This window comes from Rhodococcus sp. no. 34 (assembly GCF_054589475.1).
Genome location: NZ_BAAILK010000026.1, coordinates 299,744 through 324,871, shown reverse-complemented (window position 1 = coordinate 324,871; position 25,128 = coordinate 299,744). Strand labels below are relative to the sequence as shown.

Annotated in this window: 24 protein-coding genes; 14 read left to right on the top strand and 10 right to left on the bottom strand. The window is 63.3% G+C overall.

The genetic code is table 11. From position 1 onward, the window contains the following. Window positions 1-109 precede the first annotated feature (109 nt). Window positions 110-1,084, top strand: a complete 975-nt coding sequence (locus tag ACYP01_RS10550) for a hypothetical protein (protein WP_042920440.1) — start codon at window positions 110-112, stop codon at window positions 1,082-1,084. 167 nt (window positions 1,085-1,251) lie between these two features. On the opposite strand, the gene ACYP01_RS10545 is transcribed toward ACYP01_RS10550, so the two are convergent. Beyond that, complete coding sequence (locus ACYP01_RS10545; RefSeq protein ID WP_007734275.1) at window positions 1,252-2,076, bottom strand: crotonase/enoyl-CoA hydratase family protein; 825 nt, start codon at window positions 2,074-2,076, stop codon at window positions 1,252-1,254. Between the two features lie 79 nt (window positions 2,077-2,155). On the opposite strand from ACYP01_RS10545, the gene ACYP01_RS10540 reads away from it, so the two are divergent. Together ACYP01_RS10540 and ACYP01_RS10535 are read left to right on the top strand one after the other, a co-directional pair. Next, window positions 2,156-3,829, top strand: coding sequence for an acyl-CoA synthetase (locus ACYP01_RS10540; protein WP_192711948.1), 1,674 nt, complete (start codon window positions 2,156-2,158; stop codon window positions 3,827-3,829). After that, window positions 3,829-4,944 (top strand): NAD(P)H-dependent flavin oxidoreductase, encoded by a 1,116-nt coding sequence (locus ACYP01_RS10535; RefSeq protein ID WP_192711949.1) that lies wholly within the window; start codon window positions 3,829-3,831, stop codon window positions 4,942-4,944. Before ACYP01_RS10540 ends, ACYP01_RS10535 begins: the two co-directional genes overlap by 1 nt. A 55-nt stretch (window positions 4,945-4,999) precedes the next feature. Here ACYP01_RS10535 and ACYP01_RS10530 read toward each other — a convergent pair whose 3' ends face one another. The 6 genes from ACYP01_RS10530 to ACYP01_RS10505 form a co-directional block, all read right to left on the bottom strand. Continuing rightward, window positions 5,000-5,155 carry a hypothetical protein gene (locus ACYP01_RS10530; protein ID WP_003945810.1) on the bottom strand — a complete coding sequence of 52 codons (156 nt, stop codon included), beginning with the start codon at window positions 5,153-5,155 and terminating at the stop codon, window positions 5,000-5,002. 67 nt (window positions 5,156-5,222) lie between these two features. After that, window positions 5,223-5,960, bottom strand: a complete 738-nt coding sequence (locus tag ACYP01_RS10525; protein ID WP_050655749.1) for a FadR/GntR family transcriptional regulator — start codon at window positions 5,958-5,960, stop codon at window positions 5,223-5,225. A gap of 60 nt (window positions 5,961-6,020) precedes the next feature. Beyond that, window positions 6,021-6,839 (bottom strand): ABC transporter ATP-binding protein, encoded by an 819-nt coding sequence (locus ACYP01_RS10520; RefSeq protein ID WP_003945888.1) that lies wholly within the window; start codon window positions 6,837-6,839, stop codon window positions 6,021-6,023. Continuing rightward, window positions 6,836-8,914, bottom strand: coding sequence for a dipeptide/oligopeptide/nickel ABC transporter permease/ATP-binding protein (locus ACYP01_RS10515; RefSeq protein WP_249342998.1), 2,079 nt, complete (start codon window positions 8,912-8,914; stop codon window positions 6,836-6,838). The genes ACYP01_RS10520 and ACYP01_RS10515 overlap by 4 nt, the downstream gene beginning before the upstream one ends. Next, complete coding sequence (locus tag ACYP01_RS10510; RefSeq protein WP_003945671.1) at window positions 8,914-9,873, bottom strand: ABC transporter permease; 960 nt, start codon at window positions 9,871-9,873, stop codon at window positions 8,914-8,916. Before ACYP01_RS10510 ends, ACYP01_RS10515 begins: the two co-directional genes overlap by 1 nt. 43 nt (window positions 9,874-9,916) lie before the next feature. Beyond that, entirely contained in the window at window positions 9,917-11,542 is a 1,626-nt protein-coding gene (locus tag ACYP01_RS10505) for an ABC transporter substrate-binding protein (RefSeq protein ID WP_003945716.1), read from the bottom strand. Between the two features lie 274 nt (window positions 11,543-11,816). Between ACYP01_RS10505 and ACYP01_RS10500 the strand changes: the two genes are divergently transcribed. Genes ACYP01_RS10500 through nagB form a run of 9 tightly spaced genes read left to right on the top strand, consistent with a single transcriptional unit; the run spans window position 11,817 to window position 20,194 of the window. Further along, entirely contained in the window at window positions 11,817-12,875 is a 1,059-nt protein-coding gene (locus tag ACYP01_RS10500; protein WP_064111894.1) for a Gfo/Idh/MocA family protein, read from the top strand. After that, entirely contained in the window at window positions 12,872-13,867 is a 996-nt protein-coding gene (locus ACYP01_RS10495) for a Gfo/Idh/MocA family protein (protein WP_158170170.1), read from the top strand. Before ACYP01_RS10500 ends, ACYP01_RS10495 begins: the two co-directional genes overlap by 4 nt. Beyond that, window positions 13,864-14,922, top strand: a complete 1,059-nt coding sequence (locus tag ACYP01_RS10490) for a Gfo/Idh/MocA family protein (RefSeq protein WP_007734307.1) — start codon at window positions 13,864-13,866, stop codon at window positions 14,920-14,922. The genes ACYP01_RS10495 and ACYP01_RS10490 overlap by 4 nt, the downstream gene beginning before the upstream one ends. Window positions 14,923-14,968: 46 nt before the next feature. Further along, window positions 14,969-15,898, top strand: a complete 930-nt coding sequence (locus ACYP01_RS10485) for a dihydrodipicolinate synthase family protein (protein WP_211921488.1) — start codon at window positions 14,969-14,971, stop codon at window positions 15,896-15,898. A 1-nt stretch (window position 15,899) separates the two neighbouring features. Beyond that, complete coding sequence (locus tag ACYP01_RS10480; protein ID WP_070161469.1) at window positions 15,900-16,829, top strand: ROK family protein; 930 nt, start codon at window positions 15,900-15,902, stop codon at window positions 16,827-16,829. Then, window positions 16,826-17,533: an N-acetylmannosamine-6-phosphate 2-epimerase gene (locus tag ACYP01_RS10475; protein WP_070161471.1), complete on the top strand. Its 708-nt coding sequence runs from the start codon at window positions 16,826-16,828 to the stop codon at window positions 17,531-17,533. The genes ACYP01_RS10480 and ACYP01_RS10475 overlap by 4 nt, the downstream gene beginning before the upstream one ends. A 56-nt stretch (window positions 17,534-17,589) precedes the next feature. Beyond that, the gene (locus tag ACYP01_RS10470; protein ID WP_459679845.1) at window positions 17,590-18,222 is read left to right on the top strand and encodes an SGNH/GDSL hydrolase family protein; all 633 of its coding nucleotides are present in this window, start codon (window positions 17,590-17,592) and stop codon (window positions 18,220-18,222) included. Further along, on the top strand, window positions 18,219-19,403 hold the full coding sequence (locus tag ACYP01_RS10465; RefSeq protein ID WP_459679842.1) for an N-acetylglucosamine-6-phosphate deacetylase: 1,185 nt from the start codon (window positions 18,219-18,221) through the stop codon (window positions 19,401-19,403). Before ACYP01_RS10470 ends, ACYP01_RS10465 begins: the two co-directional genes overlap by 4 nt. Window positions 19,404-19,414: 11 nt before the next feature. Then, window positions 19,415-20,194, top strand: coding sequence for a glucosamine-6-phosphate deaminase (gene nagB / locus ACYP01_RS10460; RefSeq protein WP_054188081.1), 780 nt, complete (start codon window positions 19,415-19,417; stop codon window positions 20,192-20,194). Between the two features lie 9 nt (window positions 20,195-20,203). On the opposite strand, the gene ACYP01_RS10455 is transcribed toward nagB, so the two are convergent. The 3 genes from ACYP01_RS10455 to ACYP01_RS10445 form a co-directional block, all read right to left on the bottom strand. Next, on the bottom strand, window positions 20,204-21,835 hold the full coding sequence (locus ACYP01_RS10455; protein WP_042920426.1) for a long-chain-fatty-acid--CoA ligase: 1,632 nt from the start codon (window positions 21,833-21,835) through the stop codon (window positions 20,204-20,206). 61 nt (window positions 21,836-21,896) lie between these two features. Beyond that, complete coding sequence (locus ACYP01_RS10450) at window positions 21,897-23,018, bottom strand: acyl-CoA dehydrogenase family protein (protein WP_054825143.1); 1,122 nt, start codon at window positions 23,016-23,018, stop codon at window positions 21,897-21,899. Between the two features lie 12 nt (window positions 23,019-23,030). Next, complete coding sequence (locus tag ACYP01_RS10445; protein ID WP_003945878.1) at window positions 23,031-24,212, bottom strand: acyl-CoA dehydrogenase family protein; 1,182 nt, start codon at window positions 24,210-24,212, stop codon at window positions 23,031-23,033. Between the two features lie 265 nt (window positions 24,213-24,477). Here ACYP01_RS10445 and ACYP01_RS10440 point away from each other — a divergent pair, with 265 nt between their 5' ends. Both ACYP01_RS10440 and ACYP01_RS10435 read left to right on the top strand, forming a co-directional pair. Then, on the top strand, window positions 24,478-24,669 hold the full coding sequence (locus ACYP01_RS10440) for a ferredoxin (protein WP_007734330.1): 192 nt from the start codon (window positions 24,478-24,480) through the stop codon (window positions 24,667-24,669). A gap of 109 nt (window positions 24,670-24,778) precedes the next feature. Then, window positions 24,779-25,128 (top strand): SDR family NAD(P)-dependent oxidoreductase (locus tag ACYP01_RS10435; protein WP_459679838.1); only part of this gene is annotated, 350 nt, incomplete at its 3' end.

Here is a 25,128-nt window from a genome sequence, read left to right as displayed (position 1 = left end):
CATCTGAGGCGCTGAACGTACCTTTCGCTCGCCCAAAGTTATCCACAGGCGCACCGAAACCCCAGTTCGCCGCCGGGGCCCGCGCTGATGCTCGAGTCATGCTGCAACCATGCGGCGAGGAACGTGGGGCGATGATCTGGACGCGATTTACCGCGTCAGTCGAAGCGGAGTGATCCGAACGGCGGAGTTGGCGCGATTGGGCGTGTCCAACTCCGCAGTGCACACCCGGTGTCGGGTAGGTGGACCGTGGCAGCGCATATTGCCGGGGGTCATTCTGCTCAGAAACGGTCAACCGACGCCACGTCAACGCTCGATCGCTGCGCTCATGTTGAGCGGTGACGATTCCCTGCTGACCGGGCGATCAGCCATGTCGGAGTACGGATATCGAACGCACTCGGGGGATGTGCAGGTGCTCATCCCCATCGATCGTCGAGTTCAATCGGTTGGGTTCGTCACGGTGGAGCGCACTGTTCGACTGCCCGAGCCGGAGATTCGGAACGGTCTGCGCTGTGCTCCGCTGCCGCGAGCGTTACTCGACGCTGCGAGGCGGTACAAGGCGCTCGATCCCACACGGGCACTCATCGCTGAGGCTGTTCAGCGCGGCGATGTCTCGGTGCGCGAACTTGCGAAGGAACTCGAAGCGGGTAGCAGTCGGGGTTCCGCGCTACCTCGGGTCGTGTTGCGCGAAGTGAACGCGAACGTCCACTCGGTTCCGGAGGTTCACGCGCGAAAATTGTGGCAGCGGAGCGGGCTGCCGGAAATGTTGTTCAACCATGAGATCCGGGATGCCAACGGGGACTTCATCGCAGTTCCGGACGGATGGATCGATTCGGTTGCCTTCGCGTGGGACATCGACTCCTTGGAATGGCATGCCGCGCCGACGGACTACAAGCGCACGGTGGAGCGTCGGACGCGTATGCAGAATGCGGGAATCATCGTGTTGCCGACGGTGCCCAGTGCACTGCGAACGGACCCTGATCGCGTGATCGAGGACCTGCGTGCGCACTACAGATTGGCGCAGTCACGTCCCCGGCCGCAGGTGTTCGCGAGGTCGAGATGGGTGAAATTGGACGAAACCGGCTGAGCGAAAGTGCCTTTCGGCGCACTGAAGGCGCCGAAAGGTACGTTCGCTCGAAAAGGGGGTGGGTGGGACCGAGAGCGGACGGGAAAGGGGGCTCAGGCGCGGGTCGGTCAGACGGGGGTGGCTCAGACAGGGGTGGCTCAGACAGGGGTGGGTCAGACAGGGGTGGGTCAGACACCCTTGAACTGGGGCGCCCGCTTCTCACCGAAAGCCCGCGGGCCCTCCTTGGCGTCGGCGCTCATGAACACCTTCATGCCCAGCTGTGCGTCGATCTGGAAGGCCTCTTCCTCATGCATGCCCTCGGTGTCGCGGATGGTCTTGAGAATCGCCTGAACGGCGAGAGGGCCGTTGGCACTGATCAGGTCCGCGAGCTCCAGCGCCTTGTCGAGGGCCTGGCCGTCCGGGACCACGTGGCCGATGAGCCCGATCTCCTTGGCCTCCGGAGCCTTGATGTGACGACCTGTGAGCAGGATGTCCGCCGCGATCGTGTACGGAATCTGTCGCACCAGACGCACTGCGGAACCGCCGAGCGGGAAGAGCCCCCACTTGGCTTCGGAGACGCCGAACTTGGCGCTCTCACCCGCGACGCGGATGTCGGTGCCCTGCAGGATTTCGGTTCCGCCGGCGATGGCTGCACCCTCGACCGCAGCGATCAGCGGCTTGGTCAACCGACGGCCCTTGAGGAGGCCTTCGATCTTGGACATGTCGACGCCACCGCCCGCGAAGGAATCTCCCGGCGGCTTGGCGGACATGTTCTTGAGGTCGGCGCCGGCGCAGAAGTCGCCGCCCGCACCGGTGAGGATGGCGACACGGATTTCGGGGTCGTTGTCGACCTGATCCCAGGCGTCGACCATGATCGCCATCATCTCGCCGGTGATGGCGTTCTTACGCTCGGGGCGATTCATGGTCACGATGAGAACGTGGCCACGCTTCTCCACGAGGCAATGCGGCGCGGTTTCCGAAATGTCTGATTTTTCGGTCGTCGAAGTGGACACTGATGGCTCCTGGCGGGTCTGTGAGCTGGCTCTCAAATTGGGTCTTGCCAGAAACGGTAACACGTTCTACTTTGAACTCGTGGCCCTTAACATCGCAGACTTCGTAGAGCACGCAATCGACCTCGTTCCGGACCGCGTTGCGCTGGTCTCGGACAACCGCGAGATGACTTATGCACAGTTGGAGGACCGAGCAAACCGCCTCGGCCACTACCTGCGTGAACATGGCGTTCAGCCGGGTGACAAGGTCGGCATCTACTGCCGGAACGTCATCGAGGCGATCGAGGCCATGGTCGCGGTTTTCAAGATCCGGGCCGTGATGGTCAACATCAACTACCGGTACGTCGAGAACGAGTTGCAGTACATCTTCGACAACTCCGACATGGTTGCGCTCATTCACGAGCGCCGCTACTCGGACAAGGTCGCGAACGTCCTGCCGAACACTCCCAAGGTCAAGTCCGTCATCGTGGTCGAGGACGGCACCGATCTGGACTTCAGTGCTTTCGGCATCGGCTACGAGGACGCACTCGCGCAGAGTTCGGGTGAGCGTGATTTCGAAGAGCGCAGCAACGACGACATCTTCATGCTCTACACCGGCGGCACCACCGGAAGTCCCAAGGGCGTCATGTGGCGTCACGAGGACTGGTGGCGTGTTCTCGGCGGAGGCATCAACTTCGTCACCGGAGTTCCGGTCGAGGACGAGTACGAGATGGCGAAGGTCGGCGCCGCCAACCCGAGCATGATCCGCTACCCGATCCCCCCGATGATTCACGGCGGTTCGCAGTCGGCGGTATTCCACAGCCTCTTCGGCGGCGGAACCTGTTTGATGCACCCGGAATTCGACGCCCACGAGGTGTGGCAGAACATCGACAAGCACAAGGTCAACCTGATCTTCATCACGGGTGACGCGATGGGCCGTCCGATGCTCGACGCACTCATCGCCGGAAACCCGGAGACCGGTGAGCCGTACGATCTTTCGACGCTCTACGTGATGGCCAGCAGTGCTGCACTCTTCTCGCCGAGTATCCAGGAGCAGTTCCTCGAACTGTTGCCCAACCGCCTGCTGACGGACTCCATCGGAGCATCCGAGACCGGCTTCGGTGGACTCGCCGTGCTGAGCAAGGGCCAGAAGCACACTGGCGGTCCGACGGTCAAGATCGACGCCTCCACAACGGTTCTCGACGACGACGGCAACGAGGTCGAACCCGGATCGGGCAAGCGCGGCATGCTCGCTCGCAAGGGCAACATCCCGCTCGGCTACTACAAGGACGAGGTCAAGACGGCCGAAACCTTCCGCACCATCAACGGCGTTCGCTACTCGATCCCCGGCGACTATGCGCAGGTCGAAGCCGACGGCACGGTCACGATGCTCGGCCGCGGTTCGGTGTCGATCAACAGCGGCGGCGAGAAGGTGTACCCGGAAGAGGTCGAGGGCGCTTTGAAGGCGCACCCGGACATCTTCGACGTGCTGGTGGTCGGTATCCCCGACGAGCGCTTCGGTCAGCGCGTTGCCGCAGTGGTCCAGGTACGCGAAGGCGCGTCGCCGACGCTGCACGACATCGCCACCGCAGCACGCAAAGAGATTGCCGGATACAAGGTTCCGCGCAGCGTGTGGTTCGTGGACCAGATCAAGCGCAACCCGGCAGGCAAGCCCGACTACCGCTGGGCGAAGGCCGAAACGGAATCGCGCGAGGCTGATGATCACAACGGAAACGGCGCTCCTGTGGCGTCCGCAAACGAAAGCGTGGAAGCCTGATGCGTTCGGATCTCGCCGACAAGTTCGGCATCGAATACCCGATTTTCGGATTCACTCCTTCCGAGCACGTCGCGGCCGCGATCACCCGCGCGGGAGGTCTGGGCGTGCTCGGTTGCGTCCGGTTCAACGACCCGGAAGAGCTTGAAGCCACACTGACGTGGATGGACGAGAACACCGACGGTAAGCCGTACGGCGTCGACATCGTCATGCCGGCCAAGGTGCCGACCGAGGGCGGCGCCGTCGATCTCGACAAGCTGATTCCGGAGGAGCACCGCGCCTTCGTCAACCGCACGCTCGACGAGCTCGGTGTGCCGCCGCTTTCCGACGACGTCGAGCATGCGACCGGCGTACTGGGATGGCTTCACTCGGTGGCGCGGTCACACGTCGATGTTGCTCTGGGACACCGGATTGCGTTGATTGCGAATGCACTGGGATCACCGCCGAAGGACGTCATCGATCAGGCGCACGAGAAGGGCGTACCGGTAGCAGCGCTGGCCGGCGCCGTCGAGCATGCGCGTCGTCACGTCGAGAACGGTGTCGACATCGTGATCGCGCAGGGCTACGAGGCAGGCGGTCACACCGGCGAAATTGCGTCGATGGTTCTCGTTCCGGAAATCGTTGATGCACTGGGTGATTCAGCTGCTGTGCTGGCTGCCGGGGGTATCGGCAGCGGCCGTCAGGTGGCTGCCGCACTTGCACTCGGTGCGTCCGGAGTGTGGATGGGCTCGTACTGGCTCACCACGTCCGAATACAAACTCGGCAGTGCATCGGGCGAGGGCCCGTCCGCTATTCAGCGTGCACTGTTGGGCGCGACGTCGGCCGACACCGTTCGTTCGCGCATCTACTCGGGTAAGCCCGCTCGGTTGCTCAAGACCAAGTGGACGGAAGCCTGGTCGAACCCGGGAGCACCGGCGCCCTTGCCGATGCCGCTGCAGAACCTTCTGGTCAGCGACGCTCATCAGAGAATCGCTGCATCGGAGAACCCGGAAGTTGTGGCAATGCCCGTCGGTCAGATCGTGGGACGGATGAACGAGATCCGCCCGGTCGCCGAGGTCATGGCAGAGCTGGTATCCGGGTTCGAGGACGCGCGAACCCGACTGGATTCGATGAAGTAGTAGATGACACGTGCGTGTGCCCTCGGCCGAGTTTCGGCCGAGGGCACACGTCGTTTCAGCCGGCGAGGTCGTCCGGTCCGACGGTGTCCGACAACCATTCTCCGCGGCTGAGGGCGCCGTCGTCGCGGCGGCGTGCGATCACGAAAATGACCAGGGCGGCAGCGAGGACAACTGCGAGAACGCGCGAAGGCGTCAGGTTCGGGTTCTTCATACCCGTAATTTTGCCGGAAGAACGGGCGCGATGGTGAGCCAGCGGAGCAAAATCACGTGTTTCGAAATTACTGCGCTTCGGACGCATGGAGACTGGCGATCCGCTCGCGCAGGCCACCGAAGTGCACATCGAGAGTGTGCGCCGCCTCGACTGCATCACCCGTACGGATCGCATCGAGAATCGCACGGTGCTTCGACGCGATGTCGATCAGTGGCGTATCCGAATGCCCGATGGCCTGCTGTATCTCGCTGTACACCTGCCAGAAGACGTCCATCAACTGACCGAGGACCTGGTTGTCGAGAGGGGAGTACAGGCGGGAGTGGAAGGTCGCATCGATGTCGGAGAAGTTCTTCCCGGCAGCGGCACGGACCTCCATGCCGGTGACGAGTTCGTCGAGGTCGGCGTGGTCGGCCGACGTCATCTCGGCCATCGCCGCACCGATCAGTCCGGTCTCGAGTGCCTGACGAATGTCGACCAGTTCCATCGCCTCGTGCCCGGTGCCCTGCAAGGACAACCGGCCACGGAAGGTCAGGCCGTCGGCGAGAGCGTCGAAGTTGCTAGGGGCGACGAACATTCCGAAGCCGTGACGGATCTCGACGACGCCCAAGGCCTGCAGAACCTTGAGCGCCTCCCGGAGCGTGTTTCGGCCGATACCCAATTCCTCGGACAGTTCGGCCTCGGTGGGCATCGGGTCGCCGGGGGAGAGCCTGCGTTCGAGGATCAAGTTCATGATGTCCGTCTGAAGTGCGCGCATGCGGTTTTGCGCGCTGAAACGAGCGCCCTGTGTGCCACTCCGGACAGACATCGATTCCCCTTTTCTGATACGAACGTCCTTCATCCTATGTCCGGTCATCCGCTCCATTGGTCAACCCACGTCAACGGTGCGTTGCAGGAGGCTGGGCGCCGCACCCAGCAGTTTGGCCGTGTACGCATCGGACGGGCTGTCGAATACTTCCTGGGCCGTTCCCTGCTCGACGATCCGCCCGGCGTTCATGACGACGATGGTGTCGGAGACGTACCGCACCGTCTGTATGTCGTGCGAGATGAACACCATGCCGAGCCCCAACCGAGCCTTGATGTCGCTGAGCAGATTCAGGATCTGCGCTCGCACCGAGACGTCGAGCGCCGACGTCGGCTCGTCGGCCACGATGACGTCAGGTTCGAGCGCGAGTGCACGCGCGATCGCGACACGTTGCCGCTGACCGCCGGAGATCTGGCTCGGGATGACTTCGAGCGCAGATTGGGGGAGTCCGACCAAACCGACCAGCTCGCGAACTCGGGCGGTTCGGCTCGCGCGGTTGCCGATGCCGTGGACGTCGAGTGGATCGGTGAGGATGTCGGCCACCGTCATTCGGGGATTGAGCGCGGTAGCCGGATCCTGGAAGACGATCGAGATCGCTCGGCCGAACTCCTTGCGCACGCCGGCCGACCGGGTCAGAGCGCTTCGGCCGCGAAAGACCACGTCGCCCGACGTCGGCTTCTGCAGTCCGACCATGACTTTGGCCAGAGTGGACTTGCCACAACCCGACTCGCCCACGATGCCGATCGTCGTCCCTCGTCGTACGTCGATACTGACATCGTTGACCGCGTGAACCGTGCCCGGTTTGAACAGTGATCCCGAACGGGTCTTGTGGACGACGTGAATGTTCTTCAGTTCCAGGATGGGTGCTTCAGCTGTAGTCATCGCACGCTCTCCAATTCCGATTCTGTACGTACGGGAGTCGCGGACTGGTTGGCGAACCAATGCTCGGTCCCGTCGACCCGGACCATCTCCGGCTTACGGAGGGGGTCGGAGTCCGGGCGAGTGGAACGCTCGGCGAAACGGTCACCCGCCGCGAAGTTTCCGGGCGAGGGAACAGTTCCCTGAATCTGATGCAGTCGCGGCGCTTCGTCCTCGATAGAGAGAACGGCACCGAGAAGGCCCTGGGTGTATTCGTGGCGGGGATCGACGAGCAGATCACTCGTGGGCGCCGACTCGACGACCTGACCGGCGTACATCACCGTGATCTTGTGGGCCAGGGAGGCTACCAGAGCCAGGTCGTGGCTGACGAAGACCATTGCAAATCCCAGCTTTTCCCGAAGATCGTTGAGCAAGTCCACGACCTGGGCCTGGACGGTGACGTCGAGGGCGGTGGTGGGCTCGTCCGCGACGATCAACCGTGGACTGCGGGTGAGCGACATGGCGATCAGAACGCGCTGGCGCTGACCACCGGAAAGCTCGTGTGGGTAGCTGGCGAGAGTGCGCACCGGATCGAGTCCGACGAGTTCGAGCAGTTCCTCGGCTGTGCGGGTACCGCCGCGCTTGGTGAGCTGCTTGAACTGCGCGCGGATCAGCATCGCCGGATTCAGTGAACTCAGCGCGTCCTGGTAGATCATGGCCATGTCGTGCCCGCGCAGCTTGTTTCGCTCCCGGTTGTTCAGCTCGAGGACGTTGACTCCGTCGAACAGGATCTCGCCGGTCACCACTGCCGCCTTGGGTAGCAGACCCATGATCGCCAGCGAGGTGAGCGACTTTCCGCAACCGGACTCGCCGACGAGCGCCATCGTCTCGTTCGGACGGACGGTGAAGCTCACGTTGTCGACGATCGCGGTGTCTCCGTAGCGTTCCGGGAACCGGATCGTGAGATTGCGGACCTCGAGGAGTGGTGCGGCATCGCCCTCGTACACAAGACGATCGGACCGAGATCGCTCGGTTTCCGCCAGGATCTTCAGGTGAGTTTCGAGAGGAGTCGGCTCGGCGGCCGGTTTCAGGACATCTTTCACGACGCTCGGGTCGGCGAAGTCGTCGATCAACTCCGGAGTGTTGGCGACCGATGCGGCTTCGTCCTCCAGAATGAGTTCGTTGGAGGTCTCCTCCGCTGCGGCGGTCTGCGCTGCTTGGAGTGCGGAGGGCGTCTTCTTGGTCTTCTTCAGACTCGGATCGGCCATCGCGTCCGTCAGGCCCTCGGCGAGCACGTTGAGGGATAGCACCGTCAGAAGAATCAGCAGACCGGGGAACACCGTTGCCCACCAACCACCGAGAAGGACCATGTTCTTGCCGTCGGCGATCACCGATCCCCACGACGGATCCGGGGGACGGACACCTGCTCCGATGAACGACAGGCTGGCCTCGAGCACGATGGCGTCGGCGACCATGACAGTGCAGAAGACGAGAACGGGCGCAGCACAGTTGGCTACGACGTGCTTGACGACGATGTGTGAAGTTCTTGCGCCGATGACCTTTTCGGCCGCGACGTAGTCCTCACCGTACTGAGCGAGAACGTTCGCGCGAACGACGCGAGCCACCATCGGTGTGTAGAGGAACGCGATAGTGACGATCAGAACTGGAATCGAACCACCGAAGGCTGCGACGAGTACGGCAGCGAGCGCGATGCCCGGGAACGCCATGACCACGTCGAGCACACGCATGATGGTCTCGTCGACGCCTTTTCGGCTCGTTGCGGCCACCGATCCGATGAGAGCGCCGGCGCACAGTGCGAGGAAGGTGGAACCGAGGCCGATGGTCAGCGACCAGCGTCCGCCGTAGAGCAAGCGGCTGAACAGATCTCGACCGAGACTGTCCTGCCCGAACCAGTGCTCGGCGCTGGGGCCCGCGGTACCCACCGCCTGTTCGAGCGGCGTGTACTGCGTGATCAGCGGCGCGAAGAGGCAGGCGAGCACGATGATCGCGAGAACCGCCATCGACAGCCAGGCCGAGAGGGGGAAGCGAGAAAAGGTGATGCCGGGTCGCGAAAGCTTCTCGGTGAGTTTTCTTCTCATCATGCTGCGCTCCGAAGTCGTGGATTGACGAGCAGGTAGAGGATGTCGACGGCGAGGTTGACGACGACGAAGCCGACCGCGATGACGATGACAACACCCTGAACGACTGCGGGGTCACCGTTGGTGACGCCGTTGATCATGAGCTGACCCATGCCGGGCAGGCCGAAGATCTGCTCGATGACCACAGCGCCACCGAGGAGATAACCGACTCGTAGACCCAGGACGGTGAGCGGGTTGATCAGTGCGTTACGCAACACATTCCGTCCGATCACCACGTGATAGGGCAGGCCGCTGCCGATCGCGGTCCGGACGTAGTCTTTGTCCAACTCCTCGACCATCGACGTGCGGATGATGCGCGTGAGTTGTGCTGCGACGGGCAGTGACAGGGACAGCGCCGGGAGCGCCATGTACCAGAGCCAGTCGCTGACGGAGTCGCTCGGATTGACGTAGCCACCGGTGGGGAACCATCCGAGTTGAACAGCCAGATACTGAATCATCAGCAGTGCCAACCAGAATGACGGTGCCGCCACACCACCGAGGGAGATCACTCGGATGACCTGATCCGGCCAACGATCGCGGAACAGTGCGCTGGTGACGCCGAAGATCAGCGAGAGCACGATGGCGATCACCAGTCCGAGAACCGTGAGCTGAATGGTCAGTGGCAGAGCGGTGGAGATCGAATCCAACACCGGGGTACCGGAAATCAGACTGTCACCCATGTTGCCGCTGACCAGATCGGTCACGAAGTGAACGTATTGCAGCGGAAGCGGATCGAGCAGTCCGTTCTCTTCCTTGAACTGCTGCAGCTGTTCCGCAGTCGGGTTGCCACCGTTGAACGCCGCGGTTGCGGGATCGGTGGGCGCGAACTGCATCACGATGAAGACGAACGCGATGATGCCGAGGATCAGGGGGATCAGTATCAGTAATCGCCTGATCAGCATGGGGAGGACTCTTGCCATCGGGGGATCTCTCAGTTGTGGGAAACGGCCGAGCGGGCGGGTATCAGGCCGGCTTCGCCTGAAGCAGGTTGACGCCGGGGTACGGCAGCGGAGTGACGTCGGCGATCTTCTTCGGATCCCACGCAGTCAGGAGTTCCTGATGGAGAACCGGGTAGTAGACAGCATTTTCGGCGATCTGGTTCAGGTACGACTGCACGAGGGTGCTGCGCTTTGCCGGGTCGGTCTCGCGGGTGGCTTCGTCCATGGTGGCGTAGATCTTCTGCGCTTCGGGGGTGTCGTCCCACTTGGCGTAGGTCTTCGTCCACAAGCCGCCCTTGCTGTACGTGTAGCGGACGAGAAGGTCGACGTCGCTGCCGAATGCCTGCGGGTTGGACGTACCGGCGGCGATCTGGAACTTCTGGCCGCTGTTGAGCTTGCTCACCATGGCGCTGGTGTCCTGCGGTTCGAGCGTCGTGTTGAATCCGACTGCGTCCCAAGACTCTTTGATGGTCGGCAAGCAGTCGGCCAGCCAGCTGACGTTGGTGGAGAGCAGTGTCAGGTCGAGGCCACTGACGCCGGCGGCAGCGAGGAGTGAGCGGGCCTTGTCCGGATCGTACGAGTAGACGGTGGACGCTCGCGCGTAGTCGGGGTTGCGCTCGTACAGGTAGCTCGTGGCCGGTGCTGCCTTGCCGCCGAGGGCGATCTCGATCATCTTCGGGGTGTTGATCGCGTAGAACATCGCCTGGCGAACACGAACGTCGTCGAACGGTGCCTGAGTGGTGTCGAAGAGCAGGTACATGAGGTTCATGCCCGGGTTGCCCTCGACGGTGCGCCCACCGGAGGTCAGAGTGGGGACGTTGGCGACGGGGATGTTGTCGGCGAGTTGTGCACCGGCATTGTTGCCCGAGACGCGCGCGATGCGTGAGGAGGTGTCGACGATGGAGAGCCAGTTCATGGTCGCGAAGTTGGCCGGACGCGGCCCGTTGTACGCCTCGAAGGCCTCGAAAGCTGTGTTGCTCTTGGGGGTGTGGCTCTTGAGCTTGTACGGACCGGAACCGACGACCAGCGCTCCGGACTTGGCCTCGTCCCAGTGGCCGTCGAAGACGTGCTTGGGCATGATCTTGGCGATCGAGAGACGCTGTGCGGCAGCGCTGAACGGGTAGTTGAAGTTCAGGGTCACCGTTTGGTCGTCGACCTTGGTGACGGACTGCAGCCAGGAGGAGAAGAAGGAGCGGATCAGTACGTTCTGCTGTGGATCGAGGATGCGATCGAAGGTGAAGACGACGTCGTCCGAGGTGACCGGAGTGCCGTCGTGCCAGGTTGCTCCCTCGCGGATTTTCATGGTCCAGCTCGAGGCGGTGGCGTCGGTCGGGACGGCCTGTGCGAGCGCCGCATACGTCTCACCGGTGCCTGGATCGTTTTCGAGCAGTCCCTCGTAGACGTGGTTGACCGCTGCCATGAGGAAACCGGATGCAGTCTGCATCGGGTCGAAGCTCTGGTCGTTGCCGTATCCGATGGCGGTGGTCAGATCGCCGGTGCTCGCGGAACCGCCGACAACCGAGGTCGATGACGGCCCGCCGCCACACGCCGCGAGAGTCGCGGTGATACCTGCTGCAGCTCCCAGTAGCCCGGTGTACCGGAACAGGTCTCGGCGGGTGAACGCGGAGCTCAGCGGTCGTTCGTTCTTCAAGGCGGCCTCCAAGGCGGGGAGCGGGACATCAAGGGAGTGGATAGGGGATGTCCTATGTTCGACGTCCGATGTTGCGTAACTTACATTGTGGATCAGAAAGCGTCTAGAGAATCTTCGGAACTGGCGGCGCCGAACTTCGACGTTTTGCCGGTTTCGAGCCAAAAATAGTGCGCTCACCTGCATAGATGAAGACTGTGTTACCGACGTCGAATTGACGACCGATGACGCTGGCCGTATAACATAGGACATCCCTCATCCAATCTTTGGAGACTTCATGACCCGATACAAAGTCGGTGTGGTCGGTTGCGGATTCTTCGGTAGTTCCCTCGCTCGCGAGCTGGCTGCCCATCCACGTTTCGAACTGACGATGCTGTGCGACCGTGACTTCGAGCGGGCCAAGGACGTCGCCGCAGAGTTCTCGGCAACCCCGACAGACGATCACGACGCGGTGGCCGCTCACCCGGAGTTGGCCCTCGTTGTCGTCGCGACGCCCAATCACGCGCACGCCGAACCTGCCATCGCGGCGCTCGAACACGGCAAGGCAGTTTTTGTCGAGAAGCCGCTCGCCGTCGAACTGGTCGATGCGCAGAACATGATCGCGAGCGCCGACGCGAGCGGTTCGCCGTTGATGGTCGGGCACATCATGCGGATGATGCCGGGTGTACGACGTCTGGCGGACTTGCTGGCGTCGGGGGAGCTCGGCGAGGTCGCTGCGATCGAAACGTCTCGCTCACGCTGGATCGACACCGACGGCGCAGATCCACAGTGGTGGAAGCTCGACAAGAGCCGAACGGGTGGAGAACTGACTCACGAGATTCACGAACTGGACCTGATGTGCTGGCTCGGCGGCGAGGTGACTGCCGTGTCGAGCATCGCCACCGCGGACGACGGCTTCCGCAACACAGTGGTGTCGTTCGCCGGCGGCGCGATCGGCAGACACACTATCTCAACGCGTTCACACACTTCGTCGTGGCAGCTGACCGTCGATGCCATCGAAGGTTCGGTCCACGCGGACTTCCATACCGGCCGGGTCAGCCGACTGCGCGGGGGACAGGTCGTAGAGTCGTGGCCGATCTTCGACGTCGACGCCGAGAACCAATCGTTGATCGACGCTGCGAGCAGGACGCAGAAGTACAACTCGGGAAACGGAGGATCCTCGCTGTGGATGCAGGCTGCGATTCGTCACGAAATCGACGAGATGGCAGCAGTTCTCGACGGCAAGGCTGATCCCGACTCGCCGTTGACGTACGCACGTGAACGCGCACTCGTCGTCGCCGAACAGGTGCGACTCGGTGGCGGCGAACCGGCAGCGCTCTCGGGAAGTGCCAAGTGACGGTGCGTGTAGCCGTCATAGGTAGCGGCGGAATCGCGCGGGACCACGTCAGCGCCTTGGCGCGAATCCCGTCGGTCGAAGTCGCCTACGTATTCGGCAGTGACTTGGACCGGGCCGCATCGGTTGCGGCGTTGGCGCCGGGCGCGAAGGCCAGTACCGATCTGGCGAAGATTCTCGCCGACCCGAGCGTGCAGGCGGTCAACGTTGTCGGGGCCACTCCCGACCACGCACCCGTGACGATAGCCGCGGGCCGCGCGGGAAAGCATGTGCACGTGGAGAAGCCGGCCGCGCTGACAGTCGCGGACTTCGACGCGATGGTCGAGGCCACCGAAGGTAACGGCACCTCACTGATGGTCGGACAGACCGTACGATTCCAGCCGTCGATCACCTCGATCGGAAACTCGGTTGCACAAGGTGCCATCGGCGACCCCCGGTTGATCCATCTCAGTTGGTACACCGGCCATGTCTGGCCAGGGGGCTGGCGAGGCTGGCAACACGACAAGGATCGTTCGGGTGGTCACCCCGTTCACAACGGAACCCACGCACTCGATCTGGTGACGTGGCTGATCGGTCGTCGTCCGACCCGTGTGTTCGCTCGTAGTTTCCCCACCTTCGCGGCGGGGATGCCCGTGCACGACAGCTTCCATCTGACCGTTCGCTTCGAGGACGGATCGCTGGCTCTGATCGAATTGGCCTACGCGCTACCACAATCGGGAAAGATGGTGCGTCGGATCGTGGTGTCGGGGACTTCCGGCACGCTCGCGCACGACACCGGCGACGACCCGGGACTGATGACGGACACGACCAACGCGCCGCCGTCGTCGATCGAGGACGCGATGTCGCATCAGATGCGTCACTGGATCGCCACTCTCGACGGTTCCGCGAGCCCGATAGTCGAGAACTGGCAGGTGCGTGCAGCTCTCGCGACTGCCATCGCTGCCCAGCAATCGCTCGACACCGGCCGCGCTGTCTCGATCGGAGAAAACCAATGACCGGCACCGGTTCGATCCGCGTCGGATTTGTCAGCGGCGTCAGGCATGCCGGCTCCTATGCGGACCTGTTGCGATCCGATCCTCGAGTGAGCCTGGTCGGGGCCTCCGACGAATCCTCGGTCCCCGATTGGATTCGTGAGGACGGGATCGCGATGGCAAAGGCCGCAGACATCGAGTGGATCGACGAACTCGGCGAGTTGCTCGACCCCGAACGGATTGACCTGGCGATCATCTGCAGTGAGCCGACCAGGCATGCGCGGCTTGCGATTGCCGCATTGAACGCCGGACTCGACGTCCTGGTGGACAAGCCGGTGGGCGTCGACGAGGCGGAGGCCGCGGCGGTTCAGCAAGCCGCACGGTCGAACGGGCGAATCTGCACGGTGGTGAACCGCACTCATTCACCTGCGCTCCGGCGACTGCGCCGATGGATCGACGCCGGAAATCTCGGACTGCCGCGCCACGTCGACATCGAGTTCCTCGCAAGCGGAACACATTTCGCGACGTCTGTCGAGCGTCCCGAACTGGTGGTGGATCCCGCGCTTTCCGGCGGGGGAGAAGTAGTGAACTTCGCCGGTTACGCCGCCGACTACCTCCGATACCTCACCGGCCTGGACGTCACCGAGGTGTACGCCGAGACGAGCACACTCTACGGCGGGGCCCACCAGCAGTTCGGAGTCGAAGACACGGCGTTGATCTCGCTCGCCCTGGAAAACGGCGTCACCGCGACGGTGACCGTCGGAAGAATCCCCGCAGCACCGGGTTTCGGCGCGAATACCGCGACGGTTCGCGTCCTCGGATCCCACGGATACGCGAGTTCCGACGACGACAAACCCGCGGTGACCCACTTCGCGGCCTCGGGAGACGTGACCGCACTACCCATCGGCGGCTTCGGTTCGGACAACGCGGTGTCGAGCTTTCTCTCTCACGTGCTCGATCGACTTCCCACACGGACCGAACCCGACTACACCGTGGCAGACGCCCGCGCGTCGATGCGCGTGATCGATGCTGCCTATCTGTCCGCCTCGAGCGGTCAGCCGGTCTCCGTTTCTCCCTGACAGCCGCACCCACAACTCAATCCGACAACCAACATATGGAGACCCCATGAGCACGGAAACCACCACCTTCAGCGGAATCGTCCCGCCGATCGTCACACCACTGACGCTCGAGGGCGAGGTCGACACCACGTCGCTCGAACGCCTGCTCTCACTGCAGATCGAAGCCGGAGTCGACGGCTTGTTCGTCCTCGGTTCCTCGGGTGAGGTCGGTTACCTCACCGACGCTCAGCGCGCCCAGGTGGTGCAGACGGCCATCGGTCACGTCGGCGGCCAGGTACCGGTCCTCGTCGGAGTGAACGACATGACCACCAACCGGGTCATCGCCGTCGCCGAGCAGGCGCGCGAGGCGGGTGCGGATGCCATCGTCGCGACGGCGCCGTTCTACGCGATCACCGATGCAGCCGAGACGGCAACGCATTTCCGCTCCATCCACGCCGCAGTGGATCTTCCGTTGTTCGCCTACGACGTCCCGGTTCGTGTCCACAGCAAGCTCAGCCCGGCAATGCTGGTCGAGCTCGGTCGCGAGGGAGTCATCGCCGGCGTGAAGGATTCGAGCGGCGACGACGTCAGTTTCCGTATGTTGCTCCGTCAGTCGGCCGGGCTCGAAAACTTCGCCGTCTTCACCGGGCACGAGGTAGTCGTCGACGGATGCCTGCTGATGGGTGCTTCGGGCGCAGTGCCCGGCCTGGCCAACGTGGACCCGCACGGCTACGTACGACTGTGGCGCGCTGCGCAGGCAGGAGACTGGGCCGCAGCTAAGGCCGAGCAGGATCGACTCACCGAACTGTTCTCCATCGTCGAGGCGCCGACACCGGGTCGCGTCAGTGCCGGTGCCGCGGGTCTGGGCGCGTTCAAGACGGCTCTGGCCCTGCGCGGCGTCATCACCGGCAACACGATGTGCGCGCCGATGCTCTCGCTCGACGAGTCCGAGACCGCAACGATCAAGGTCGTTCTGGAACAGGCCGGGCTCCTCTGACATGACATCTGGGCAGAAGCGATGGATCGGTATCGACATCGGCGGCACCAAAGTGGCTGCCGCGGTGGTGACGTCCGACGGAGACGTGATCGACACCGTTCGTGCGGCAACACCGACGGCGGGTAGGGAAGCCGTTCTCGGGACCGCTACCGCGTTGATCGACCGTCTGAGGGCGAATCACACGGTAGCCGGAATCGGAGTCGGTGCACCGGGAATCATCGATCGGGTGCGTGGCCGCGTCGTCTTCGCCTCCGACATTCTGTCTGGATGGAGTGGCGCCGAGGTTCGCGGAGAATTCGAGGCACACTCAGGCCTACCGGTGACGGTGGACAACGACGTGCGCGCGATGGCTCACGGCGAGAACATGATCGGCGCCGGTCGCGGTCGAACCTCTGCACTGTTCGTCTCGATCGGTACCGGAATCGGTGGCGCGTTGACCGTGGGCGGTCAGCTGTACCACGGTGCCCACGGAACAGCCGGCGAGCTCGCGCATCTGTTGGTTCCGGTCTCCGGGGCGATAGGTTGCGGTTGCGGCAGAACCGATCACCTCGAGGCAGTCGCGTCTGGCCCGGCGATGGCAGCCGAGTACGCAGCGCGGGCGGGTGTGCCCACTCAACCGTTACAGGCAGTGGTGGCGCTCATGCACTCGGGCGATCCGATCGCCCGTGCCGTGGTCTCCGACGCCGGTACTCTGCTGGGCCGCGTCCTGGCCGGCATCGCGACTGCATTCGATCCCGAGGTGATCGTCATCGGCGGCGGCGCAGCCCAGATCGGAGCCGACCTCCTGTCTCCGCTGACGTCCGCTTTCCGGGTGGAAGCGATGGGCCCCATTGCCGAAACCGCCATTCTTCCTGCTCGTTTGGGCACCGATGCGCCGCTCGTCGGCGCTGCGCTCCTGGCCGCCGCAACACGAATCGAGGTAACACCGTGACTGTCGAAGAATTGCTCACGATCATCAGCGGGAAGCTGATCGTGTCCTGTCAGGCCGGACACGGCCATGCCCTGCGCGACACCGGGACCATCGAGAGGATGGCCCGCGCCGCGGTCGACGGAGGAGCGGTGGCGATCCGCTGCGGCGGCGTGGGCGGTACCCCGGATGTCGCAGCAGTCGTGTCGGCAGTGAAGGTACCGGTGATCGGATTGACGAAGATCGGCTCCGAAGGCGTCTTCATCACGCCGACAAGGGAATCAGCCCTCGAAGTCGTGGACTCGGGTGCGCAGATCGTGGCTGCCGATGCCACACTGCGGCCACGTCCGGACGGGCTGACCTTTGCCGACACCGTCGACGCGGTCCATGATCGCGGCGGCCTCGTCATGGCCGACTGTGGAACACTCGAGGACGGCATCGCTGCCGCCGCGGCGGGCGCCGACGTCATCTCCAGCACACTGGCGGGATATACCGAGAACAGCCGACGGCTGGCCGGCCCGGACCTGGAGCTGATCTCGGAACTGCGGCAGGCACTTCCAGATGCAGTCCTCATCGCCGAGGGGCGGTACCACAGCCCGGAGGATGCGGCACGCGCCATCGCCCTGGGTGCAGACTCGGTGGTTGTCGGAACCGCAATCACGGATCCGGCGTTCATCACGTCGAAATTTGCAGCCGCAGTATCGGGCGCCGAAAGGCAGAGGGTGTGACCCCGACGTCGAAGGCTTTGAAGTCCAGGACTGCTGAACGGATTCGACTGGAGACTTTGCTCGTAGACTCCTCGACGCCGATACGGTGGGTCTTCACCGGCGACAGCATCACTCAGGGATTGACGCACACCGACGGTCATCGAAGTTACGTCGAACACTGCGCCGAGCGCGTCCGTGGTGAACTTTCCTTGTTCAACCACGTCCTTGTCAATACCGGGGTGAGCGGCAATCGATCCTCCGATGTGCGTGCGGGTTTCGCACACCGCATCGAAGTGTTCGAACCCTCGGTGGTGTTGATCATGCTCGGTACGAATGACGCATTGGATGGCGAAGAAGGACTGGAGCGGTTTCGAGACGACCTCTCGGACACGATCTTCCGGACGCGAGCGATCGGTGCAGTGCCGATCCTGCAGACGCCGCCACCGATCGACGTCGAGAATGCGCCCACCAGAGCGGGATTGGTTCAGTACGTCGAGGTCGTGCGGCACGTTGCCGCCTCGACGCGCGTGGTGTTCGTCGACCACTACGCGCAGTGGACGGCCCATTCTCCCGATGGTCCACCGCCGGCTCTCCTGGCTGACGCATTCCATCCGAACGAACAAGGGCACTACGTGCTCGCGGACGCCGTGCTCCGCGAGTTGTCGATCGCAGATCCCGAAGTTCCCGTTGTACCGCAGGTGATGTCGTGATACTTCGTGGACAAATTCTGCGTGGACAACTGGTGACCGGTGGGCAACTGCTTCCGGACGGGGTCGTCGAGATTTCCGGTAATCGTGTGGTGTGGGCCGGGCCCGCGTCGCAGCGAACCGACCCGTTACCCGAACGGGCAGCTGCGGGGACAACGATCATCCCGGGGTTGGTGGACGTTCACTGCCACGGCGCCGGCGGATTCGGTTTCCCCGAGGCAGACGAGTTCGGATCCACCGTGGCTGCCGATCACCACCGGACGAACGGCACGACCTCGGTGATCGGCTCGCTCGTCTCTGCGCCGCCGCAGATCCTGCGCAGTCGCATCGAGCTCCTGGCAGGACTGGTGGACGAGGGCACGCTGGCCGGAATTCACCTGGAAGGTCCATTCCTGTCGGTACTCCGTTGTGGCGCCCAGGATCCCGACAGCATTCTCGACGGCGACCCGGCTCTGCTCGAGTCGCTGCTCGAAGCCGGCCGCGGGCACATCCGCTCGATGACGATCGCTCCGGAGACAGCACACTTCGGCGAACTTGCCTCATTGCTGGAGCGTCACCGGGCCGTCGTGAGTATCGGACACACCGATGCGTCCAACCCGATTGCGACACGTTCGATCGCACACTCGGCGCATGCACCGCTCAGTGCCACTCACCTGTTCAACGGTATGGCTCCGATGCATCATCGCGCTCCCGGCGCAGTGGCGGCGTGTCTTGCCGCGGCCGCGAAAGGACAGATGGTGGTCGAGTTGATCGGGGACGGAGTACATCTCGCCGACGAGACGGTGGCGACGGTGTTCGATCTGGTCGGTCCGCATCAGATCGCGTTGGTCTCCGACGCGATGGCTGCGGCGGGAATGCCCGACGGGCGCTACCCACTCGGACCTCTCGACGTCGACGTGGTCGGTGGCGTGGCGCGGCTGGCCGGCCAGGGGGACACGGCCATTGCCGGCGGGACGAGTCGGTTGATGGACATTGTCCGCAGAGCCGTCAATCACGCGGGCGTCGATCTGCTTTCGGCTGTCATCGCAGCGACGGCAACGCCTGCTGCGCTGATGGGGCTGGCCGGAATAGTCGGCGATCTCGTGCCGGGTTGCCGCGCCGATCTGATCGTCACCGGTCCAGAACTCGAAACGCGCGCCGTCATGGCCGCTGGGAACTGGCTCATGAACTACACCGAAAGCTGAGGAATCAACCGATGGAAATTGTCATTGTCGACAGTGCGGAGGCGGCCGGCACCGTTGTTGCCGACATCTTCGAACACGCGGTGCATTCAGGTGCACGGACTTTGGGCCTGGCGACAGGATCTTCACCGCTCTCGGTGTACCGCGAACTCGCGCGCCGTCACCGCGAGGAAGGGTTGAGTTTTGCCGGCGTGCAGGCGTTCCTGTTGGACGAATACGTCGGCCTGCCGGAAGGCCACCCTGAGTCGTATGCCCAGGTGATCCGCACCGAGCTGGTGAATCACCTGGACCTGGACGCGGCAAGGGTATTCAGCCCCGACGGAACCGCGCCGGATCCATTTGCCGCCGCGGCAGCCTACGACCGGGCGATTGCGTCGAATGGTCCGGTGGACGTACAACTTCTGGGCATCGGCGGCAACGGTCACATCGGTTTCAACGAACCGACGTCCTCACTGAATTCGAGGACCAGGGTCAAGACGCTGACGGAACAGACTCGAACCGACAACGCCCGATTCTTCGAGAGTCCGGACGACGTACCACGGCACGTGATCACCCAGGGCCTCGGAACTATCTGCGAAGCAAAGCATCTGGTGATGATCGCGACCGGCGAGCACAAGGCCGCTGCGATTGCCGCTGCCGTCGAGGGGCCGCTGGCCGCGGTGTGCCCGGCATCGGTCCTCCAACTGCATCCACACGCGACAGTGGTGATCGACGAGGCAGCGGCGTCACAGCTTCGGCTCACCGAGTTCTACAAGACGGTGTCGGCGCACAAACCGCTTGCTCAGCACTACTGAGACATCGGACTAGACGGGCTCTCGCGTTTTCTCGAGGCCGAGTGCCATTTCGGGAGTGAGTAATTGGAAGTCGGATTCCCCACGCCGACGGATCCACACCGGATCGGAGGTGTTCCAGCGTTCGGCGCTCTGCGTTCGAGTGACCACCTTGAACGTCGCCGTTCTCGGGAACTCACTGCACACTCGGATCAAGGTCGGCTTCTGCTTCGGCCCGAGTTCCGGCCGGGAATCGATGTATTCGGCGACGGCTGCCGGGTCGAAGTTGTCGACATCGCCGACCGGAATCACCGACGCCATGACGCGGTCGCCGACGTCGCTGTCGGGGACTGCGTACACGGACACCTGCGCGAAGCCCGGGTAACCGACCAGGGAGCGTTCGATGGGTGCGGCACCGATGTTCTCGCCGTCCACTCGCAGCCAACCGGAACTGCGTCCCGCGAAGTAGACGTAACCGTCGACGTCGGTGTACGCCAGATCGCCACTCCAGTACTGGCCGTTGCGCATTCGCTCGGCGTCGGCTTCCGGGTTCTTGTAGTACCCGGCGAATGTGCCTGGGCCGGTGACATTGACCAGTTCACCAGTTGCCTCGTCTGCGTTGGTGATCCGGCCGTCGGCATCGAAGACTGCAGGCGGGCATGGCGCTCCGGTCTCGGGATCGAGGATCTTGACGCCGTCCGGGAGCAGTCCGAGGGCGCCGGGCCGGGGAACCGGTGCCGCGGAGATCGAAATGCCGCCCTCGGTGGAACCGAACCCGTCGATGACGCGAGCGTCGAAGCGCCGGACGAAGGTGGCGACGGCGGGCGCCGAACCCTCGTTGCCGTACATGATCTTCAAGGTGTTGTCCCGCTCGTTCGGCACCTCGGGGGTGGAAGCGATGAAGGACAACGGCTTTCCGACGTAGTTGGAGTACGTGATTCCGTACTTGTGAACGTCGGGTAGAAAACCCGAAGCGGAGAACTTGCGTCGCATGGCAATTCCCGCACGAGCGTGCAGCGCGACCGTCCACGCCGCCATCATCGCGTTGGAATGGAACATGGGCATCGCCATGTAGACGACGTCGTCGGCGCCGAGCCCGAAACGATCGGCAAGCATGACGCCGGGAGAGGCCAACTTGTGGTGCGTGCACCGAACCGCTTTGGGATCACCGCTGGTTCCGGAAGTGAAGATGAGCATCAACAGATCGTCGGGCTGCGCCGTCGACGCGTAGGCCGGCGTATCGGCGAAGGGCGCCAACAATTCCGCCCAGGCCGGAGAATCCACGTTGATCACCCGGACGTCGCCGAGATCGATGTCGTCGAGTAGATGTGCCTGGTTGTTCTCGGTGAAGATGACCTGGCAGTCGGAGAGCGCAATGTCTCGCGCCAATGCCGGGCCGCGCCTAGTCGTGTTCAGCCCGGCGGCGACCGAACCCGAGAACGATGCCGCTCCGAGCAGCAACGAGAACTCGGGGACGTTCTCCATCAGAAGTCCGAAATGCCTGGGGCGCGTTCGATCGAGCAGCGTGTCCAGCAGCGCTGCTCGATCGAACGAGCCTTGAACGTGCTCGCGCCAGGTGATGACCTGGTCCTCGAAACGGAGACCGCGGTCGTCGATCTCGCTGACTCCGAGGAGTAGATCGGAAACAGTGGGGCTCTGACTCATAGCTGCATCATCATCGATTCGTCTCGGACCAGGTCATGGATTTCCACTCGGTGGGACGCACTCAGGCAGGGACTGCGGCAAGTACCTTGCCGAGCGCGCGAAGCTGATCCGTTGCGTTGCCGAGCAGGAACTCGTGATGCTTGGCCGCGAGGAAGTAGCGGTGAACCGGATGGTCCTCGTCCAGACCGACACCGCCGTGAACGTGAACCGCAGTGTGCCCGACACGGTGTCCCGCATCTGCAGCCCAGAACTTGGCCGTCTGTACAGCGCCGTCGGAAGGAAGTCCTTCGCTCAGACGCCACGCGGCAGCCCACAGAGTCAGACGAACACCCTTGACGTCGATGTATCCGTCTGCGAGGCGCTGGGCCACGGCCTGGAAACTACCGATCGGTCGACCGAACTGCACACGCTCGGTGGCATATTCGGCGGTCAGCTTCAACGCTTGATCGAGCACTCCGTACTGGTAGGCGGTCGAACCGAGCTGAATTCGCTCGACGATCCACGCCGCGATGTCCGATCCCTGGGCAACCGAGCCGAGAACACGATCGGCCGGGATCTGCACCGAATCGAATTCGACGAGACCCGCGCTCGAGAAATCTGTGGTCGATTGCCTGGTAATGCTCACGCCCGCGTCCGACGGTTCGACGAGGAAGACCGCGACGCCGTCCTCGGTGATGGCGGGGACGAGGAACAGATCTGCGAGCGGTGCACTGTCGACGGTGATCTTGGCTCCGTCGATGCGCCAACCGTCGGCGGTCTTCTCGGCACGCGTGACGGGGTGGGCCGGGTCGTCGTTGTATTCCTCGGCGAGGGCCGCGGTGAGTATCTTCTCGCCGGCGGCGGCAGCGCTCGCCCATTCGTCTCGCTGCTTGTCCGAGCCGAATTCCGCTATCGCTGCGGCGGATCCGACGATGGACGTCAGGAACGGAACGGCTGCAACACCGCGTCCGAGTTCGGCCAGGATGCTGCACTGCTCGAGGACACCGAATCCGTCTCCGCCGACCGACTCCGGAAGGGCCGCACCGAGGACGCCGGCCGAGGCCAGAGCGTTCCACAAGATGGCGTCGAAGCGGTCTTCCGCGGCGTCGAGTTCACGAAGGCGATCGTTGGTGACCAGTTCGGTGACTACGGATCGTGTCAGGCCGGACAGGTCCTGCTGGGCCTCGGTAAGGGTGAATTCCATGATCGTGGGTCCTTATCGCTTTGATGCGGGAAGCCGCAGAGCTGTCATTCCGATGATGTCGCGTTGCACTTCGTTGGTACCGCCGCCGAACGTCAGGATCAGCGAAGAACGATGCATACGTTCGATGCGGCCGCGCAGAAGAGCGCCGGGGGAGTTCTGCCTGATCGTGGCGGAGGATCCGAGGATTTCCATCAGCAAGCGGTAAGCCTCGGTGGCGAATTCGGTACCGAACACCTTGTTGGCGGACGCAGCTTCGGGGCCGGGAGCGTGATCGGTTGCGGAGGCGATTTCCCAGTTCATCAACTTCAGGTACTCGGCTTTGGCATGCACGCGAGCCAGATTGATCTGCACCCATTCCTGGTCGATCATGCGTCGGCCGTCGGGCAGCTTGGTGTTCTGTGCCCACTCGCGGACCTCACGCTGCGCGGTCAGAATCGGTCCGGCCGAGGTGAGGGCAACGCGCTCGTGGTTGAGCTGATTGGTGATCAGTGCCCAGCCGCCGTGTTCCTGACCCACGATCGACGACGCCGGGACCCGCACGTCCTGGTAGTAGGTGGCGCTGGTGTCGGGGCCGGCCATGGTGTGAACCGGTGTGTAGGAGAAGCCTTCTGCCGTGGTGGGGACGATCAGCATGCTGATTCCCTTGTGCTTCTTGGCTTCCGGATCGGTGCGGCACGCCAACCACACGTAGTCGGCGTACTGGATCAGGCTGGTCCACATCTTCTGCCCGTTGATGACGTAATCGTCACCGTCACGGACCGCCGACGTGCGCAGAGAGGCCAGGTCGGTGCCGGCCTCGGGCTCGGAGTAGCCGATCGCGAAGTGGAGCTCACCGCGAGAGATCTTGGGCAGGAAGAAGGCCTTCTGCTCGTCCGTACCGAAATGCATGATTGTCGGCGCTACCGAATTGATCGTCAGGAACGGCACCGGCGCACCGGCGATGGCAGCTTCGTCGGTGAAGATCAGCTGGTCCATCGCGGAGCGTTCCTGTCCGCCGTACTCTTTCGGCCAACCCAGCGTGAGCCAGCCGTCCTGGCCCATCTGCGCGACGACTTCGCGGTACACATTGCCTTCGCCGTACTCACCCGTCGTGGCGGCGAGCGCTTCACGCCGCTCGGGAGTCATCAGTTGTGCGAAGTAGGCACGCAACTCCTCCTGGAGCTGTTGCTGCTCAGGGGTGTAGGTGATGTGCATGGTTACCTCTCCATAGAGATACGAATCAAAGCGTCAACCATTCGATTGACACAGGTTCTATCGATGCGTTCATCGGCGACAAGGGGCGCCCTCGCCGTCTCCGGCGGATCGTTCGACGTCCGTTCTCGGTACTTTTTCGAATCATTGCACACGACTGAAACAGGTTCTAGTGTTATCGCCAGGAACGGTGTGCGGCACAGCCCTGCGGCACTCGTTTCGTATCCGTGTTCGTGTGAGCAGTTGTGAGTAGAGAAGAGGAATCGCCATGGAGGTCAGGGTTGATCTGGACCGTTGCGAGGCAAACGGTGTGTGCGTCGGGATCGCGCCCGATATTTTCGACCTCGACGACAACGAGGAGCTCGTGATCAGTTCTGTGCGCCCACCGGAGGATCGCTGGGAGGATGTCCGTTCCGCGATCGCTCAGTGCCCGCGCGCGGCACTGACCGAACATCCGTGACGATGGTTGCCCAAAACAAGAACACGTTCTAAAGTTGCGAACTCGTGGGTCACGGCAATCGAGCCGGGTAACTCGACACACGACCGCAGAGAACCGGGAGAGCGCTTCGATGAATGCTGTGAACAGCCCAGAAACCAGTCTCGAAGGCAAGGTCGCCATCGTGACCGGTGCCGGATCGGGGCTCGGAAAGTTCGAGGCCATCGGTCTGGCGAAGGCCGGTGCGTCGTTGGTCGTCAACGATCTGGCCCCGAACGAGGCCGTCGAAGCAACGCTCGAGGAGATCCGCGGTCTCGGCGCCAAAGTCGAATTCGTGGCAGGCAACGTCGGTGAGCGTTCTACCGCCGACGCACTGATGGAAGCAGCGCAGGGGCAGTTCGGCAGTGTCGACATCGTCGTCAACAATGCCGGCGTCGTACGCGACCGGATGCTGTTCAACATGTCCGACGAAGACTGGGATCT

What these genes read in the sequence shown, in the direction of transcription:
- ACYP01_RS10550 (WP_042920440.1), top strand. Translation starts at nt 110, where the DNA reads ATGCGGCGAGGAACGTGGGGCGATGATCTGGACGCGATTTACCGCGTC.
- ACYP01_RS10535 (WP_192711949.1), top strand. Translation starts at nt 3,829, where the DNA reads ATGCGTTCGGATCTCGCCGACAAGTTCGGCATCGAATACCCGATTTTC.
- ACYP01_RS10530 (WP_003945810.1), bottom strand. Translation starts at nt 5,155, where the DNA reads ATGAAGAACCCGAACCTGACGCCTTCGCGCGTTCTCGCAGTTGTCCTC.
- ACYP01_RS10525 (WP_050655749.1), bottom strand. Translation starts at nt 5,960, where the DNA reads ATGTCTGTCCGGAGTGGCACACAGGGCGCTCGTTTCAGCGCGCAAAAC.
- ACYP01_RS10520 (WP_003945888.1), bottom strand. Translation starts at nt 6,839, where the DNA reads ATGACTACAGCTGAAGCACCCATCCTGGAACTGAAGAACATTCACGTC.
- ACYP01_RS10515 (WP_249342998.1), bottom strand. Translation starts at nt 8,914, where the DNA reads ATGAGAAGAAAACTCACCGAGAAGCTTTCGCGACCCGGCATCACCTTT.
- ACYP01_RS10510 (WP_003945671.1), bottom strand. Translation starts at nt 9,873, where the DNA reads ATGGCAAGAGTCCTCCCCATGCTGATCAGGCGATTACTGATACTGATC.
- ACYP01_RS10500 (WP_064111894.1), top strand. Translation starts at nt 11,817, where the DNA reads ATGACCCGATACAAAGTCGGTGTGGTCGGTTGCGGATTCTTCGGTAGT.
- ACYP01_RS10490 (WP_007734307.1), top strand. Translation starts at nt 13,864, where the DNA reads ATGACCGGCACCGGTTCGATCCGCGTCGGATTTGTCAGCGGCGTCAGG.
- ACYP01_RS10485 (WP_211921488.1), top strand. Translation starts at nt 14,969, where the DNA reads ATGAGCACGGAAACCACCACCTTCAGCGGAATCGTCCCGCCGATCGTC.
- ACYP01_RS10480 (WP_070161469.1), top strand. Translation starts at nt 15,900, where the DNA reads ATGACATCTGGGCAGAAGCGATGGATCGGTATCGACATCGGCGGCACC.
- nagB (WP_054188081.1), top strand. Translation starts at nt 19,415, where the DNA reads ATGGAAATTGTCATTGTCGACAGTGCGGAGGCGGCCGGCACCGTTGTT.
- ACYP01_RS10455 (WP_042920426.1), bottom strand. Translation starts at nt 21,835, where the DNA reads ATGAGTCAGAGCCCCACTGTTTCCGATCTACTCCTCGGAGTCAGCGAG.
- ACYP01_RS10450 (WP_054825143.1), bottom strand. Translation starts at nt 23,018, where the DNA reads ATGGAATTCACCCTTACCGAGGCCCAGCAGGACCTGTCCGGCCTGACA.
- ACYP01_RS10445 (WP_003945878.1), bottom strand. Translation starts at nt 24,212, where the DNA reads ATGCACATCACCTACACCCCTGAGCAGCAACAGCTCCAGGAGGAGTTG.
- ACYP01_RS10440 (WP_007734330.1), top strand. Translation starts at nt 24,478, where the DNA reads ATGGAGGTCAGGGTTGATCTGGACCGTTGCGAGGCAAACGGTGTGTGC.